Source organism: Caenispirillum bisanense (assembly GCF_039523075.1).
Taxonomy (GTDB): Bacteria; Pseudomonadota; Alphaproteobacteria; order Rhodospirillales; family Rhodospirillaceae; genus Caenispirillum; species Caenispirillum bisanense.
Window position 1 is genome coordinate 123,723 of sequence record NZ_BAAAEP010000002.1, and the last position, 15,509, is coordinate 139,231.

Here is a 15,509-nt window from a genome sequence, read left to right on the forward strand (position 1 = left end):
CGCTGGCCGGCGGTGCCTAAGCGAGAATCACGTCGGTGACGAACTTGACGCCGGGATAGGCAAGGGTGAGCAGAAGATAGGCGACCAGGATGCCGCGAGCCGCCGCCCGCCCCCGCAGCCCCCACAGCCGCCGCGACGCCAGCAGCGCCAGGATCAGCGCGAAGGCCAGCAGCGCCAGCAGCGACTTGTGATCGAGCACCAGCAGCCGCGCCGTCTCCAGGTACTGCACCGCCATGCCGCTGAGGATGCCGACGCCCAGCACCACCTCCGACGCCACCAGCAGGCGGCCGGACAGGCCCTCGCTTTCGGCCACGGCGGGCAGCATCATGGTCAGCGGCGTGCGCTGCTTGCGCTTCAGCGCCCGTTCCTGCAGGAAGGCCCCCAGCGCCGCCACGGCCGCCAGGGTGAGCAGGCCGTAGGTGACAACGGACACGCCGATGTGCAATTCCACCCAGCCCAGCGGAATGGGCGCCGACAGCCGCGGTCCCACCGCCGTGCGCCAGATGGCCGCCAGCAGGCCGAGGGCGATGAGGTAAGGCGCCAGCAGCGGCGCCAGCCGCCAGGCGCTGCGGCTCACCGCCGCCAGGCCGGCGAACAGCAGCACCGACACGGCAACCGCCATCCACATGGCCATGGCAAAGCCGGTGTGCCACGGGCCGAATATCTGCCCCAGGGCGTGCATGGCGGGACCGGCCACGGCCAGGGCGGTGGCAAGCCAGAACATGCGGTCGCGCCCGGCGGTGACGCGGCGGTTCACCAGCGCCAGCGGCAGCAGCGACACGGCGGCGCCCAGATCGTAGACAATCCCTTGGATCATGCGCGGACTATAGGCACAGGCTCCGGCGAAAAACAATCGCGCCGAGGGCCGCCGGCTGCTACCGTCCGGCGCCGGAACGACCGGCCGGCGGCCGGCGGTGAACAAGGCCTGAAGGCAGGAGGAACGGCATGGTGCGGGTGGTGGCGCTGGTGGTGGCGGCGGGTCGCGGCGCCCGCATGGGCGAGGGCCTGCCCAAGCAGTACCGCCGCCTCGGCGGCCGGCCCCTGCTGCGCCACAGCCTGGCGGCGCTGGCGGCGCATCCGTCCGTCGATGCGGTGCTGACCGTCATCCACCCCGACGACCGCCGCCTCTATGACGAAGCCGCCGCCGGCCTCGGCCTGCCCGATCCGGTGCCGGGCGGGGCGGAGCGGCAGGAGTCCGTCCGCCTCGGCCTGGAGGCGGCAGCGGCGCTGGCGCCGGACCTGGTGCTCATCCACGACGGCGCCCGCCCCTTCCTGGAAGCAGGCCTGGTCGACCGGGTGATCGCCGCCCTGGCCGATCATCCCGGCGCCATCCCTGCCCTGCCCGTCGCCGACACCCTGAAGCGCGGCGACGGCGGCCGCATCGTCGCCACCGTGCCGCGCGACGGCCTGTGGCGGGCGCAGACGCCGCAGGGCTTCCGCTTCGCCGACATCCTGGCCGCCCATCGCGCCGCCGCCGGCCGGGTGCTGACCGACGACGCCGCGGTGCTGGAGGCGGCCGGCGGCACCGTCGCCCTCGTCCCCGGCGCCGAGGCCAACGTCAAGGTCACCACGCCGGAGGATCTGGCCCGCGCCGAGCGCCTGTTCGACCTGCCGGCCGAGCCGCGCACCGGCACCGGCTTCGATGTCCACCGCTTCGCCGCCGACGGCGACGGCGTGTGGCTGTGCGGGGTCAAGGTGCCGCACGGCTGCCGGCTGGAGGGGCATTCCGACGCCGATGTCGCCCTGCACGCCATCACCGACGCCCTGCTCGGCGCCATCGGCGCGGCGGACATCGGCCGTCACTTCCCGCCCACCGACCCGCGCTGGAAGGGCGCCGACTCCGCCATGTTCCTGGCCCATGCGGCGCGGCTGGCGGAAGGGCGCGGCGGCCGCATCGCCCATGTGGACGTGACGATCATCTGCGAACGACCCAAGGTCGGGCCGCACCGCGCCGCCATGCGGCTGCGGGTGGCGGAGATCCTCGGCATCGCGGCGGAGCGGATAAACGTCAAGGGCACCACCACCGAGGGCCTCGGCTTCACCGGCCGCGGCGAAGGCATCGCCGCCCAGGCCTCGGTGACGGTGATGATGCCGGCGCTGTTCTGATCCGGCCTGAGGACAGCCGCCTAATCTTTTGGCGGAGAAGGCTTTGCCGTCTGCTCGTCGATCCACTGCAGGAAGGCCGGGTTGCCGCCGGTGACCGGCAGGACGACGATGCAGGGGCAGTCGTAGCTGTGCAGCGCCTTCACCCGGGCAATGACGGCCTCGGCCAGATCCTGCCGGGTCTTGGCCAGGAACGGCACTTCCTGCTCCTGCTGCACGGCATCATTCCACCAGTACAACGAGGTCATGGGCGCCAGCACGTTGACGCAGGCGGCCAGCCGTTCCTCCACCAGCACGCGGCCGATGCGGGTGGCCTCGTCGTGGGAGGCGGCGGTCATGTAGAGGATCACGGGGCTGGACATGGACTCGCCTCCCTCTCATCCGTAGGATTGGCCGCGACGTCAGCAGGCAGGGGAAACGCCGTCGATGGGCCGGGGGAAAAAGGTGCGCGAACAGGGTGTTGAGGTCAACGCCGGGGGTGAGGCGGCGGCTCCGACTCCGGTGGCGTTGAGCGCCGCCCAGCGGGCGTGGCTGCAACGGGGCCTCGATCAGCCGGGCGGCAAGCTGCCGCTGTTCGATGCCGAGGGACGCCGGGTATCGGCGCAGACGGTGCAGGCCTGCCTCGACAAGGGGGTGGCGGAACCGTGGTTCGCCAACCCGCTGAAGCCCGACTGGCTGGTGTGCAAGCTCACCCCGCTCGGCCGCCTGTCGCTCGCCGCTGCCGGCGATCACAGATAGCGGTTCAGGATGGCGGCCGCCTCCGCCGCCCCTGACGGCCGCGCCGGACGACGCTCCCGCGCCTGCAACAACGTTTGCAGTTTATCAGCAAAATCACCGGCTTGGTACTCGTCTGCCGCCACTTCGGCGACCGGCACGTGGGCCCCTGCCCAGGTCATCATGTGGGGAGTCTCCGGCCAGTCGTTGCGCTCCCGGTACAGAATCGCGGTGCCGGCGCAGGCGGCTTCGGTGACGGTGCCGTAGCCCGGCTTAGTCAGCACCACGTCGGCCGAGGCCACCAGTTCGGTGAAGCTGAACGGCAGGCCGTCGCCGCGCACCACGTCGGGATGCGGGCCGGCGCGGTCGGGGCCGCAGGTGACCAGCGTCCAGCCGGGAAAGCGCGGCCACCGGGCCACCGGCAGCTCACCGCCGAAGCCGCCCATGGCCACCAGTACCACCGGCGCGTCGGGCGCGCGACCGAGTGCCGCCCGCAGCTCCGCCCGCCGGGGCGCGGCGGTGGCGCAGATGGGGCCGACCGGGATGGTGTTGCCGAGGTCCGGCATGGGAACGAAGGGGCTGGTCTGCAGGAAGGCCTCGGCGCCGGCATAGATCGCCTGCAGGCGCTCCAGGATGTCCGGCGCCTGGCAGTAGGCGCCGAGGATCTGCCCCCAATGGAAGGGCGCCAGCGCCACGGCGGGGATGCCGAGCCGGCGGGCCGCCTCCAGCGGCACGAAGCCGACGTTGGACACCACCAGATCGGGCCGGAACGAGCGCTGCCGCGCCATTTCCTCCGCCACGGCCGCCTCGAAGCGGTCGAACAGGCGGCGGTAGGCAGTCAGGCTGTCGGCCGGCAGCACGGTGTTGCTGTCGGCATTGACCATGCCGGGGTCGTCGATGCGGCAGTCATGCAGGGCGAGCGGCAGGCGCAGGCGCTGCCCCACCCACGCTTCTGGCGGGCCGCCGACCAGGGCGAGGCGCAGGTCCGGCCGCAGGGTGCCGAGGGCATTCAGCACCGCCACGGTGATGGCGCCGTGGCCGTAGCCGTGGGGCGTGACGGCGGCATAGAGGGCGGCGGCGGGCATGGCGCGGGCGAACCTCCGGCTGAAACGACGAAGGGCGCCCCTGGGGGCGCCCTGTCGGTCCTGGATTTGGAGAGAATGGTCGGAGCGACAGGATTCGAACCTGCGACCCCTTGACCCCCAGTCAAGTGCGCTACCAGGCTGCGCCACGCTCCGACCGTCTCTGCTCCGGGGTTTCCCCCGAAGAGGCGCGCACTATACCCACCACCCGACGGCTTGGCAACGCCTCATTTGTAGAAAAATCCTCGCCGTGGGAGGGACTTGCGGGACACTGTCTCACCGCCGCCGGAGCAGCGGCCGCCGCCCGTCACGCCGCCTGCTGACGCCGCAGTTCCGCCGCCAGTTCATCGCGCAGCGCCACAAGGTCGGCCAGCGCCGCCTCGATCTCCGCCCGCGCCTCGGCCGGCAGGGCGCGCGACAGGGTGGCAGGAGCCGCCGCCGTCACCTCGTCCGATGCCGGAGCGGATACGGTTGCGATTGCGGCTGCGGTCGCCGGCGGCGCGGCCGGGGCATCGAAGGGCAGCGACGGCGAGCGGTCGTCGTCCGCCGCGGCGGCGGACTCCAGGCTGGCCGGCAGCGGCGCCACGTCGCCCACCAGCGCCTTCACGCCCTTCTCGCGCAGCAGCTTCTGCACGCCCTTGATGGTCAGGCCGTCGTCATAGAGCAGCGCCCGGATGCGCTGCAGCAGCACCACGTCTTCCGGGCGGTAATAGCGGCGGCCGCCGCCCCGCTTCATGGGGCGGATCTGGGTGAACTTGGTTTCCCAGAAGCGCAGCACGTGCTGCGGCACGTCCAGTTCCTCGGCGACTTCGCTGATGGTGCGAAACGCAGCTTCGGACTTCCCGCCGTTGCGAGTCCCGCCCGTCGAGTCGGTCATGTCGTCGTTCCCTGCCGGCGGCGTTCCCGTCAATGGGCGGTGCCGTCCTTCACGCTGGCGTTGATCTGGCTCTTGAGGAGCTGGGACGGGCGGAAGACCAGAACCCGACGCGGCAGGATGGGCACTTCCTCGCCGGTCTTCGGGTTGCGGCCGACGCGCTGGCCCTTCTGCCGCACGGAGAAACTGCCGAAGGAGGAGATCTTCACCACCTCCCCCTGGGCCAGCGCCGTGGAGATCTCCTCCAGCACCATTTCCAGCAGATCGGCCGACTCGTTGCGCGACAGCCCCACCTCCTGGTAGACGGCTTCGCTGAGCTGGGCCCGCGTTATGGTTCTCCCGGACATGGCATCGCCCCATTCCCAAGGTTAGGGATCAACGGTAACCCCCTAAGGGGAAACCCGTCAATATCAACATCTTGGAAGACGACGTTGCAGCGCCCTTCGGAACGGACCGGTGGGGTAGCGCAACACCTCCTTGGAGGTAGCGCGCAGTTACATGCGGACCAGCGCCGATCCCCAGGTGAAACCGCCGCCCATGGCCTCCAGCAGCACCAGCTGGCCGGGCCGGATGCGGCCGTCCTTCACCGCCTCGTTCAGCGCCAGCGGGATGGAGGCGGCCGACGTATTGGCATGGCGTTCCACCGTCACCACCACCCGGTCGGTGGACATCTGCAGCTTGCGGGCGGTGCCGTCGATGATGCGCTTGTTGGCCTGGTGGGGCACCAGCCAGTCGATGTCGGCCGGCGTCAGGCCGTTGGCGACGATGGCTTCCTCCACCACCTGCGCCAGGTTGACGACGGCATGGCGGAAGACTTCCTTGCCGGTCATGCGCAGGTGGCCGACGGTCTGGGTGGAGGACGGACCGCCGTCGACGTACAGCAGGTCGTGCTGACGGCCGTCGGAATGCAGGTGGGTCGACAGGATGCCGCGGTCGGCGTTGGTGCCGGCGCCGTCCTCGCGCCGCAGCACCACGGCCCCGGCGCCGTCGCCGAACAGCACGCAGGTGGTGCGGTCGCTCCAGTCCAGGATGCGGCTGAAGGTCTCGGCGCCGATCACCACGGCGGTGCGCACCTGGCCGGCCTTGATGAAGTTGTCGGCCACCGCCAGGGCGTAGACGAAGCCCGAGCACACGGCCTGAACGTCGAACGCCGGCCCGCCGGGGCAGCCGAGCCGCGCCTGCACCTTGGCGGCGGTGGCCGGGAAGGTGTTGTCCGGCGTCGCGGTGGCGACGATGACCAGATCCACCTCCGACGGGTCGACGCCGGCATGGCGCAGGGCATCCAGCGCTGCATGGGTGGCGAGATCGCCGGTGGTCTCGCCGTCGGCGGCGATGTGCCGGCTGCGGATGCCGGTGCGCTCGACGATCCAGTCGTCGGTGGTCTCGACCCTTGCCGCGAGTTCCGCGTTCGTGACGACCTTCTGCGGCAGATAGGCGCCGCAACCGACGATGACGGACCGATAGACCATGCTCATCCCGAAACGACTGATGATGGGGCGACTGCCGGCACGGGGTCCGGCTGGGCGGCGAGGCGCGTACACTCCTCGCGGATACGGTCGTTCAGGCGGTTGCGGATGAGGTCGACCGCCACGCCGATGGCGTTGGCGAAGCCGACGGCATCCGTGCCGCCATGGCTTTTCACGCAGATGCCATTCAGGCCGATCAGCATGGCGCCGTTGTAGCGCCGCGGATCGGTGCGCTGCCGCACCTTGGCAAGCGCGCCCTTGGCCAGCAGGTAGCCGATGCGGGCCAGCAGCGAACTGCCGAAGGCATCCTTCAGGAACTTGGTATAGAGCTTGGCGGTGCCCTCCGCCGTCTTCAGGGCGACGTTGCCCGTGAAGCCGTCGGTGACCACCACATCCACGGTGCCGGCGCCGATGTCATCGCCCTCCACGAAGCCGTGGAAGCGCATGTTCAGCGGATGCTCGCGCAGGATGCGGTGGGCCTCGCGCAGGGCATCGGTGCCCTTCAGGTCTTCCGAACCGATGTTCAGCAGCCCGATGGACGGCTGCACATGGCCGAGCAGACAGCGCGCGAACACCTCGCCCATGATGGCGAATTCGACCAGGTTGTTGGCCTGCACCTCCGTGTTGGCGCCGAGGTCGAGCATGATGCTCTCGCCCCGCACCGTCGGGATCATGGTGGCGATGGCCGGCCGGTCGATGCCGGGGAGCGTGCGCAGCATGAGCTTGGCCATGGCCATCAGCGCGCCCGTGTTGCCCGCCGAGACGACACCCGCCGCCTCGCCGTCCTTCACGGCCTTGATGGCCAGACCCATGCTGGAGGTCCGCCCGGTCCGCACCGCCTGCGACGGCTTGGCGTCGCCGGAGATGACCTGGTCGGTATGCCGCAGGGTGACGCGGTCCTGCATCTCCTGCGGCACGAGCGGGGCGATGCGCCGCTCGTCGCCGAACAGAAGATAATGGACCTCGGGATAACGCTTCCGCGCTATCTGCATCCCCTCGATAACCATATGAGGGGCGTGATCGCCCCCCATGGCATCAAGAGACAGGGTGAGCCGCTCGCTCACTTGTGTCGCACCTTCCGTGGCTTCCACAACGCACGCCGCGAGGCGCTCAAGCCTCGGCGTTCGCGACGACCTCACGGCCGTCGTAGTGGCCGCAGGAGGTGCACACGTGGTGCGGACGCTTCAGCTCGCCGCAGTTGGCGCACTCATGAGCGTTGGCGGCACCCAGGCTGTGGTGGGCGCGGCGCATGTCGCGGCGGGACTTGGAGGTCTTCTTCTTGGGAACGGCCATTTTCTGCTAACTCCAGTTAAGGGGCCACGGGAAAGCCAGCTTATTTAGCGGAAAAGAGTCCGGGCGGCAAGCCGTGGGGCACTTCTGTTTCAGTGGCTTTTTTTCTGCAGCGCGGCGAGCGCCGAGAACGGGGTGTTGGGCAGCGTGTCCGGGCCGTCCAGCTCCACCCCCTTCGGGGCGGTCACGGCGGCGCCGGGCTTGCGCGGGAAGGGATCGAGGGCCAGGGCCAGATGTTCCGCCACCGCCTCGCCCACATCCACCATGCCGGCGGCGTCGAAGGGCTCGGGCGGGTCGCTGGCCTCCACATCCAGGTGGATTTCCTGGCCGGGTCGATACTCATCCGCGGCCGGACCGTACAGCATCTCGAAACTGTCTTCCACCCGGGCGGCGAAGGGATCGAGCGTGACGACGCAGGTCTGGGTCACGTCGGCTGCAAAGCTCGCGGTCAGCCGCACCAGCGGGCCGCCGGCCACCAGCTTGAGGTGATACTCGGCGGTCAGGGACTCGATGGAGGGCAGGCCGAACCGTTCCGCCAGGGCGGCGCGCTCGGCCTCGGTCGCCTCCACGGTGCCGATGAAGCCGTCCGGCGGCAGGCGGTCGGGGGCGTGCTGGCGGCTGAACTCCGGCATGCCGGCTTCGGTGGTCATGGCTGCATCTCTTTGTCGGCGACGGGCGGGAACGGCCCGGTTTCGGCGGTCAGGGCTTCCAGCGGCTGCGAGTCCAGGCGGGCGGCGAGCGTCTCCATATAGGACGCCAGCGCATCCACCGCAGCATCGGAGGGTTCGGTATTGCGGTAAACGTTTTCGCGCAGCGCCCGTCGCAGCACGTCGCGCCCGCCGGTCAGCCCCTCCTCATAGGCGCCGCCGCGGCCGTAGAAGGCGCGCGCCATGCCCTTGACGTGCTTGCCGACCGACAGGTCGCCGACCCCCATCTCGCGCAGGGAGCGGTCCATGTCGCGGAACATGACGTCGAAGATGTCCTGCGCCAGATCCTGCCCTTCGCCGGGAATGGCGCCCATGCGGCGGAACAGCAGGTGGGCATGGATGACGATCATGTCGAAACGGCCGTCCACCGTATCGGGCACCTCGGCCGTGTCGTAGAACCAGCCGTCGCGGGCCCGGTTCACCAGCCGCATGTAGACATCCTCGGCGAGGCGTCGGCGGCGGCGCCGGGCGGCGGAAAAGCGGTCGAAGATCATGCGGGCAGCGTCCGGGTGGCAGGGAATGGTCGGCGGATGTTCCGTCCGACCGCCAATGTGTGATACATGCAGCGGGTCAGAGGACGACGCAAGGGCCGCCGCCGGTTCTCTAGCAGGGATCGGCCGCCCGCGACAAGATTTGGGTGAAAGCCGCATGACCAACCTTCCCCGCCCTGCCCGCCCCACGGCCCGCCTGCTGCTGGCGGCGGCCGCGCTGGTCGGCCTCGCGGCCTGTTCCGCCGACATCTCGCCGCGCGGCAACGAACCGCCGGCCGAGATGCTGGCCCAGGTGAAGCCCGGCGAGCAGACCCGCGGCGACGTCCGCGCCATGCTCGGGTCGCCGTCGACGGTGTCGGCCTTCGGCGACGAAACCTGGTACTACATCAGCGCCCAGACCACCCAGTGGGCCTATCAGGCGACCGAGGAACTGGACCGTCAGGTGGTGGCCATTTCCTTCGACGAGCGCGGCATCGTCAAGGACGTGCAGGTGCGCGGCAAGGACTCCGGCCGCGAGGTGGAGATCGTCGACCGCACGACGCCGACTCCGGGCCGCGACGAAACCATCATCCAGCAGCTGCTCGGCAACCTCGGCCGCTTCAACAAGGAAATGGGCCGCTGATTTAGGCGCCTGACTGGCTGCACGAAAAGAAGGCTCCGCCGCCTGTCCGGCCGCGGAGCCTTTTCCGTCTGCACCGTCCCGCAGGGTCAGCCGGCGATGAGGGCCAGCAGCAGGATCGCCACGATGTTGGTGATCTTGATCATCGGGTTGACCGCCGGGCCGGCGGTGTCCTTGTACGGATCGCCGACGGTGTCGCCGGTGACGGCGGCCTTGTGCGCCTCCGACCCCTTGCCGCCGTAGTGGCCGTCCTCGATGTACTTCTTGGCGTTGTCCCAGGCGCCGCCGCCGGAGGTCATGGAGATGGCGACGAACAGCCCGGTGACGATGGTGCCGAGCAGCATGGCGCCGAGCGCGGTGAAGGCCTGCGCCTGCCCCGCGAACATCCACACCAGCAGGTACAGCACCAGCGGCGACAGCACCGGCAGCAGCGACGGCACCACCATTTCCTTGATCGCCGCCTTGGTCAGCATGTCGACGCAGCGGCCGTACTCCGGCTTGCCGGTGCCGTCCATGATGCCGGGGATCTCGCGGAACTGGCGCCGCACCTCCACCACCACGGCGCCGGCCGCCCGGCCCACCGCCTGCATCCCCAGGGCCCCGAACAGGTAGGGCATGAGGCCGCCGACGAACAGGCCGACGACCACGAAGGGATCGGACAGGGCGAAGCTGACCGCCAGATCGGGGAAGTAGTGGCCGAGATCCTCCACATAGGCGGCGAACAGCACCAGCGCCGCCAGCCCGGCCGAGCCGATGGCATAGCCCTTGGTGACCGCCTTGGTGGTATTGCCGACGGCGTCGAGGGCATCGGTGGTCTTGCGCACCTCCGCCGGCAGGTCGGCCATCTCGGCGATGCCGCCGGCGTTGTCGGTGACCGGGCCGTAGGCGTCCAGCGCCACCACCATGCCGGCCAGCGCCAGCATGGTCGTCGCCGCCACGCCGATGCCGTAGAGGCCGGCCAGGGAGTAGGACAGCAGGATGCCGACGACGATCACGATCACCGGCGCCGCCGTGGCTTCCATGGAGACGGCGAGGCCCTGGATCACGTTGGTGCCGTGGCCGGTCTGCGAGGCGGCGGCGACACTGCGCACCGGCCGGTAGGCGGTGCTGGTGTAATACTCGGTGATCCATACGATCAGGCCGGTGACCGCCAGCCCGACCACGGCGCAGCCGATGAGGTCGAGGTCCGTCACCACCCGCCCCGCCGAGTCCTGGATGCCGCCGGAGAATCCGAACAGGAAGCCGGTGGCCATGGCGATCAGCAGCACGGAGAACAGCCCGGTGGCGATCAGCCCCTTGTAGAGGGCCTTCATGATGTTGGTGTCGCCGGTACCCAGCTTGACGAAATAGGTACCGAGCACCGAGGCCAGGATGCACACGCCGCCGATCAGCAGCGGGTACACCATGGTCGCCATCTGGGCTTCGCCGGTAAAGAAGATGGAGCCGAGCAGCATGGTCGCGACCACGGTGACGGCGTAAGTCTCGAACAGGTCGGCGGCCATGCCGGCGCAGTCGCCGACGTTGTCGCCCACGTTGTCGGCGATGACGGCGGGGTTGCGCGGATCGTCCTCGGGGATGCCGGCTTCCACCTTGCCGACCAGATCGGCGCCGACGTCGGCGCCCTTGGTGAAGATGCCGCCGCCCAGGCGGGCGAAGATGGAGATAAGCGAGGCGCCGAAGGACAGCGCCACCAGGGCCTCCAGCACCGCCCGGCTCTCCAGCCCGAACAGCAGCAGGATGCCGAAGTAGACGGCGACGCCCAGCAGCCCCAGCCCGACCACCAGCATGCCGGTGACGGCGCCGGAGCGGAAGGCCACCGACAATGCCTGGTCGAGCCCGCCGGAGCGCGCTGCCTCGGTGGTGCGCACGTTGGCGCGCACCGAGATCAGCATGCCGATGAAGCCGGCGGCGCCGGACAGGATCGCCCCCAGGAAATACCCGACGGCGACATGAAAGCCGAGCCGCAGCCCGAGCAGGATGCCGATGATGACGCCGACGATGGCGATGGTGCGGTACTGGCGGTTGAGGTAGGCCTGGGCGCCTTCCTGGACTGCCCGGGCGATCTCCACCATGCGCTCGGTTCCCGTCGGCAGGGCGAGGATGGCGCGACTCGAATAGGCGCCGTAGGCGACCGCGACAATTCCGCAAAGAATGACGAAAATAATGGTACCGGCCATTGAAAGACCCTCCCCTTTTCCGCTTGGGCGAAAAGGTCAGGCCCGCTCCGGCCCGCGGTGCGGCGTGTCGCCGGAATGGCGAATCGTCGGGGCCGCGCGGACACCGGAAGCCTGCCAGAGCCGGCAAGCGGTTGCAATGGCGGATAAATCCGGCACCGGGTCACGGCGGGGAAATATTTGCGTAAGGAATGTTGCCGCAGTGTCGCGGCAGGATACTCAACTTCGGGATTACTGCACCACGTCTGCGACCTATCCTTCCGCAGGCGCGGCAGGGGTGCTGCCGGACCCGCGAAAGACCTTCCGTGTCAGCGGCTTAGGTGGCGCGGTCGAAGACGGCGATGAACAGCACGTCCTGCACCACACCGGGACCAACCACCCGTTCGGCCACCGCCTTCAACCGCACCTTGGTCTCCGGCAGATCGATGTCGGAATGGTCGCGCATCCACAGGGGGTACCACTGGTGAAGGTAGCGCATGAAGGCATCGTGCAGCACCGGCATGCGGCGGGTGACCTGGCCGCCGGTGCCGGGCGTCACCTCCAGCCGCAGGTCGAAGTAGAGCTGGCGGTGGAGCGTGCCGTCTTCGAGGATGATGGGCACCACGAAGGGGGCGATGTTCACATAGTCCAGGCGCGGCGGCGGCGGCTCGACCGGAGCGGCCTGCTGCTGCTGCTGCTCCATCGGCGCCGGGCCGATGCCGAGGCCGAGCACGTCGGGCGCCAGCCCGAAGGCGACCAGCCCGACGAACGAGGCGCCGCCCAGCAGCACCAGCGCGAAGACCACCAGAAGCAACCGCTTCATGACCGCTGTCCCCCTCCCCTGCGGGCCCCCGTGCCGTGCCGGCGGGCTAGAAATGCCGCCAGCTGGCGCCGTCGCCGGCGGCTTCCGGCGGACCGCCGGCGTACCGGACCGCCACGCCCTCGCCGGCGACCATAGCGCCGATCGCCGTCACCGTCACGCCCGCCTGCCGCGCCGCCGCCTCGGCTTCGGCGACCCGGTCGGGGGGGACGGTGAACAGCAGCTCGTAATCGTCGCCGCCGCACAGCACGGCGGAGCGCAGCAGCGACTCGTCGGCCGCCACGGCCGCCCGCGCCGCCGCCGACAGCGGCACCGCGTCCGCCTCCACCTCCGCCCCGAGTCCCGAGGCGCGGCAGATGTGGCCGAGGTCGCCCAGCAGCCCGTCGGACACATCCAGGCAGGCCCGCGCCACCCCGGACAGGGCGGCGCCGAGCGTCACCCGCGGCTGTGGCAGGCGGTAGCGGTCGATGAGGGCGTCGCGCAGGGCGGGCTCCAGCCCGGCGCAGCGGCCGCGCTGAACCGCCAGCCCGAGGGCGCCGTCGCCGATGGTGCCGGAGACCATCAGTACATCCCCCTCCCGTGCCGCGTCGCGCCGCAGCTCCGCCCCGGTTGCCACCTGGCCGAGGGCGGTGACGGTGATGGTGGCCGGGCCCGGCGTCGCCACCGTGTCGCCGCCGATCACCGGCACGCCGAATTCCGCCACGTCGGCGGCCAGGCCGGCGGCGAAGAGTTCCACCCAGGCGGTGCCGCCGTCGCGCGGGAAGCAGGCGGCGACCAGCAGGCCGACCGGCCGCGCCCCCATGGCGGCGACGTCCGACAGGTTGACGCGCACCGCCTTGCGGGCCACCAGATCGGGCGGATCGTCAGGCAGGAAGTGGACGCCGGCCACCAGGGCGTCGGTGGTGATCACCAGTCGGTGGCCGGCGGGCAGGTCGACCAGCGCGGCATCGTCGCGCAGGTTCAGGGCGCCGGAATAGCCGGCGGCAAGCGGCGCAAACAGGTCGGCGATGAGGTCGAACTCACCCCTGCCGGCCATGACCACCGCCGTCGCGGCCGCGCTCCATCTCGTCCGGCCGGATCACCCGCGCCAGACGGTCGAGCACGGCATTGACCAGCCGCGTTTCCGGTCCGGCATAGAAGGCGTGCGCCACGTCGACATATTCGTTGATGGCGACGCGCGGCGGCACGTCGGTCCGCTCCTGGATCTCGAAGCAGCCGCAGCGCAGGATCTCGCGCACGGTGTTCTCCATGCGGTCCCAGTGCCAGCCGGAGGTCAGCGACTGGCTGAGGATGCCGTCGATCTCGTCCGACCGCGCCAGCACGCCCCGCACCAGCGACACGAACAGTTCGTGGTCGAAGTCGATCAGGCTGGTGACGCGCTCTTCCTCGGTGTCGGGATCGACCTCCACCGCCTCGCCGCCCATGCGCCCTTCCAGGAAGTCGCGGATGACGTCGTTGGGGTCCTGCTCGCCGACATGGATCATGTACAGCGCCTGCACGGAGGCCAGGCGCGCGGCCGAGCGGCGACGGGCGCCGCCACCGGGCAGGCGCACCTTTCGCAGCTTCGGGGTTTCGGGCTTGTTCACGGGGCTGTCGGACATCCGTTCCGGGCTCACAGGCCCATCTCGCGTTTCACCTGGATCATGCGCATGGCCGCACGGGCCGCCTGACCCCCGAAGTTACGCCCGTCGACCCGGGCGCGCTCCCACGCCTGATCGCGGGTGCGGCAGGTCAGGATACCATTGCCGAGGGCCAGCGAATACTGCAGCACCAGGTCGCTGACGCCGCGCATGGACTCGGTGCAGACATGCTCGTAGTGGTCGGTCTCGCCCTTGATGGAGCAGCCGAGCACCACATAGCCCGAGAACCGGAAGTCGGTCGCCCGCAGTTCCATGGCGCGCACGGCGAAGCGGATCACCGCCGGGATCTCCAGGATGCCCGGCACGATGATGCGCTTGTAGCCGGCGCCCTGGGCGGTCAGCTCCTGCACCGCGCCCTTCACCAGCTGGTCGGCGATGTCTTCGTAGAAGCGCGATTCGACGATGAGGATGCGCGGTCCGGTAGCCATTACTCTGTTTCCTCGTGCGCGGGGATCGGCCGTTGTTCCACCACCCGCAGGCCATACCCGTCAAGTCCGATGATGTGCTTCGGGGTGTTCGACAGAAGGATCATGTCCTTGACACCGAGATCGAGCAAGATCTGTGCGCCGACGCCATAATCAACCAGCCGCGCCGACTCGCCCTTGCCGGACAGGCGCTCGCGCACCCGGTCGGACAGGCTGGTGGGCAGCGGCTCGCGCACCAGCACCACCACGCCGCGGCCGTGCTCGGCCACCTGGCGCATGGCGGTGTGCAGCTGGCGGCCCTTGCCGGCGTGGCTGTCGCCCAGCACGTCGTCGAGCACGTTGAGGGCGTGCATGCGCACCATCACCGGCTCGTGCCCGGTGATGTCGCCCTTCACCAGGGCGATATGTTCCGCATAGGCAACGGTGTTGACGTAGACGATCATCCGCCAGTCGCCGCCCCACACGCTCTGGAACGCCATCTCGGCGTCACGGCGGACGATCTTGTCCTTGCGGCGGCGGTAGGCGATCAGGTCGGCGATGGTGGCGATCTTCAGCCCGTGCAGCTGGGCGAACTGCACCAGGTCCGGCATGCGGGCCATGGAGCCGTCGTCGTTCATGATCTCGCAGATCACGCCAGCCGGGTTGAGGCCGGCCAGCCGCGCCACGTCCACCGCCGCCTCGGTATGGCCGGCGCGCACCAGCACGCCGCCGTCGCGGGCGCGCAGCGGGAAGATGTGGCCGGGCATGGCGATGTCTTCCTTGCCCTTGGTCGGGTCGATGGCGACGGCGACGGTGCGGGCGCGGTCGCTGGCGGAAATGCCTGTGGTCACCCCTTCCTTCGCCTCGATGGAGACGGTGAAGGCGGTGGCCAGCCGCGACTGGTTGTGGCTCTGCATCATCGGCAGGCCCAGTTCGTCGCAGCGGTCGCTGGTCAGCGTCAGGCAGATCAGGCCGCGGCCGTGCTTGGCCATGAAGTTGATGGCATCGGGGGTGGCCATCTGCGCCGGGATCACCAGGTCGCCCTCGTTCTCCCGGTCCTCGTCGTCCACCAGGATGAACATGCGGCCGTTGCGGGCGTCTTCGATGATCTCCTCGATGGAGGAGAGATACTCGGTGTAGGGCACG

The 15,509-nt window shown here is 69.9% G+C and carries 19 protein-coding genes and 1 tRNA gene; 3 read left to right on the top strand and 17 right to left on the bottom strand.

Annotated features, from left to right (window positions below):
• Positions 1 to 16 precede the first annotated feature (16 nt).
• Positions 17 to 817 carry a cytochrome c biogenesis protein CcsA gene (ccsA, locus tag ABD056_RS02225; protein ID WP_343863981.1) on the bottom strand — a complete coding sequence of 267 codons (801 nt, stop codon included), beginning with the start codon at positions 815 to 817 and terminating at the stop codon, positions 17 to 19.
• 128 nt (positions 818 to 945) lie between these two features.
• On the opposite strand from ccsA, the gene ABD056_RS02230 reads away from it, so the two are divergent.
• Positions 946 to 2,106 (top strand): bifunctional 2-C-methyl-D-erythritol 4-phosphate cytidylyltransferase/2-C-methyl-D-erythritol 2,4-cyclodiphosphate synthase, encoded by a 1,161-nt coding sequence (locus ABD056_RS02230; RefSeq protein ID WP_343863983.1) that lies wholly within the window; start codon positions 946 to 948, stop codon positions 2,104 to 2,106.
• A 20-nt stretch (positions 2,107 to 2,126) separates the two neighbouring features.
• Here ABD056_RS02230 and cutA read toward each other — a convergent pair whose 3' ends face one another.
• Positions 2,127 to 2,465, bottom strand: a complete 339-nt coding sequence (cutA, locus tag ABD056_RS02235) for a divalent-cation tolerance protein CutA (protein ID WP_343863985.1) — start codon at positions 2,463 to 2,465, stop codon at positions 2,127 to 2,129.
• 64 nt (positions 2,466 to 2,529) lie between these two features.
• On the opposite strand from cutA, the gene ABD056_RS02240 reads away from it, so the two are divergent.
• Entirely contained in the window at positions 2,530 to 2,841 is a 312-nt protein-coding gene (locus ABD056_RS02240) for a hypothetical protein (protein ID WP_343863987.1), read from the top strand.
• On the opposite strand, the gene ABD056_RS02245 is transcribed toward ABD056_RS02240, so the two are convergent.
• The 9 genes from ABD056_RS02245 to ABD056_RS02285 form a co-directional block, all read right to left on the bottom strand.
• Positions 2,832 to 3,902, bottom strand: coding sequence for a glycosyltransferase family protein (locus ABD056_RS02245; protein WP_343863989.1), 1,071 nt, complete (start codon positions 3,900 to 3,902; stop codon positions 2,832 to 2,834). The genes ABD056_RS02240 and ABD056_RS02245 overlap by 10 nt on opposite strands.
• 76 nt (positions 3,903 to 3,978) lie before the next feature.
• Positions 3,979 to 4,055: transfer RNA gene (locus ABD056_RS02250), tRNA-Pro, on the bottom strand.
• Positions 4,056 to 4,206: 151 nt separating this feature from the next.
• A complete protein-coding gene (locus ABD056_RS02255) occupies positions 4,207 to 4,776 on the bottom strand; it encodes a MerR family transcriptional regulator (RefSeq protein WP_343863991.1) in 570 nt (189 codons plus the stop codon).
• Between the two features lie 29 nt (positions 4,777 to 4,805).
• Entirely contained in the window at positions 4,806 to 5,120 is a 315-nt protein-coding gene (locus tag ABD056_RS02260) for an integration host factor subunit alpha (RefSeq protein ID WP_343863993.1), read from the bottom strand.
• Positions 5,121 to 5,267: 147 nt separating this feature from the next.
• On the bottom strand, positions 5,268 to 6,242 hold the full coding sequence (locus ABD056_RS02265; protein ID WP_343863995.1) for a beta-ketoacyl-ACP synthase III: 975 nt from the start codon (positions 6,240 to 6,242) through the stop codon (positions 5,268 to 5,270).
• 2 nt (positions 6,243 to 6,244) lie between these two features.
• The gene (gene plsX, locus ABD056_RS02270) at positions 6,245 to 7,303 is read right to left on the bottom strand and encodes a phosphate acyltransferase PlsX (protein WP_343863997.1); all 1,059 of its coding nucleotides are present in this window, start codon (positions 7,301 to 7,303) and stop codon (positions 6,245 to 6,247) included.
• Between the two features lie 46 nt (positions 7,304 to 7,349).
• On the bottom strand, positions 7,350 to 7,532 hold the full coding sequence (rpmF, locus tag ABD056_RS02275; RefSeq protein ID WP_343863999.1) for a 50S ribosomal protein L32: 183 nt from the start codon (positions 7,530 to 7,532) through the stop codon (positions 7,350 to 7,352).
• A gap of 89 nt (positions 7,533 to 7,621) precedes the next feature.
• Positions 7,622 to 8,179: a YceD family protein gene (locus ABD056_RS02280; protein WP_343864001.1), complete on the bottom strand. Its 558-nt coding sequence runs from the start codon at positions 8,177 to 8,179 to the stop codon at positions 7,622 to 7,624.
• Positions 8,176 to 8,730: a ubiquinol-cytochrome C chaperone family protein gene (locus ABD056_RS02285; protein WP_343864003.1), complete on the bottom strand. Its 555-nt coding sequence runs from the start codon at positions 8,728 to 8,730 to the stop codon at positions 8,176 to 8,178. The genes ABD056_RS02280 and ABD056_RS02285 overlap by 4 nt, the downstream gene beginning before the upstream one ends.
• A gap of 154 nt (positions 8,731 to 8,884) precedes the next feature.
• On the opposite strand from ABD056_RS02285, the gene ABD056_RS02290 reads away from it, so the two are divergent.
• A complete protein-coding gene (locus ABD056_RS02290; RefSeq protein ID WP_343864005.1) occupies positions 8,885 to 9,349 on the top strand; it encodes an outer membrane protein assembly factor BamE in 465 nt (154 codons plus the stop codon).
• A gap of 86 nt (positions 9,350 to 9,435) precedes the next feature.
• Here ABD056_RS02290 and ABD056_RS02295 read toward each other — a convergent pair whose 3' ends face one another.
• From ABD056_RS02295 to ribB, 6 genes are all read right to left on the bottom strand, one after another.
• Positions 9,436 to 11,523, bottom strand: coding sequence for a sodium-translocating pyrophosphatase (locus ABD056_RS02295; protein ID WP_343864007.1), 2,088 nt, complete (start codon positions 11,521 to 11,523; stop codon positions 9,436 to 9,438).
• Positions 11,524 to 11,836: 313 nt separating this feature from the next.
• On the bottom strand, positions 11,837 to 12,322 hold the full coding sequence (locus ABD056_RS02300; protein WP_343864009.1) for a flagellar basal body-associated FliL family protein: 486 nt from the start codon (positions 12,320 to 12,322) through the stop codon (positions 11,837 to 11,839).
• Positions 12,323 to 12,368: 46 nt separating this feature from the next.
• A complete protein-coding gene (gene thiL, locus ABD056_RS02305; protein ID WP_343864011.1) occupies positions 12,369 to 13,355 on the bottom strand; it encodes a thiamine-phosphate kinase in 987 nt (328 codons plus the stop codon).
• Positions 13,339 to 13,920, bottom strand: coding sequence for a transcription antitermination factor NusB (gene nusB / locus ABD056_RS02310; protein WP_343864013.1), 582 nt, complete (start codon positions 13,918 to 13,920; stop codon positions 13,339 to 13,341). The genes thiL and nusB overlap by 17 nt, the downstream gene beginning before the upstream one ends.
• A gap of 11 nt (positions 13,921 to 13,931) precedes the next feature.
• Positions 13,932 to 14,387 carry a 6,7-dimethyl-8-ribityllumazine synthase gene (gene ribH / locus ABD056_RS02315; protein ID WP_343864015.1) on the bottom strand — a complete coding sequence of 152 codons (456 nt, stop codon included), beginning with the start codon at positions 14,385 to 14,387 and terminating at the stop codon, positions 13,932 to 13,934.
• Complete coding sequence (gene ribB / locus ABD056_RS02320; protein ID WP_343864017.1) at positions 14,387 to 15,508, bottom strand: 3,4-dihydroxy-2-butanone-4-phosphate synthase; 1,122 nt, start codon at positions 15,506 to 15,508, stop codon at positions 14,387 to 14,389. The genes ribH and ribB overlap by 1 nt, the downstream gene beginning before the upstream one ends.
• Between the last annotated feature and the right edge of the window lies 1 nt (position 15,509).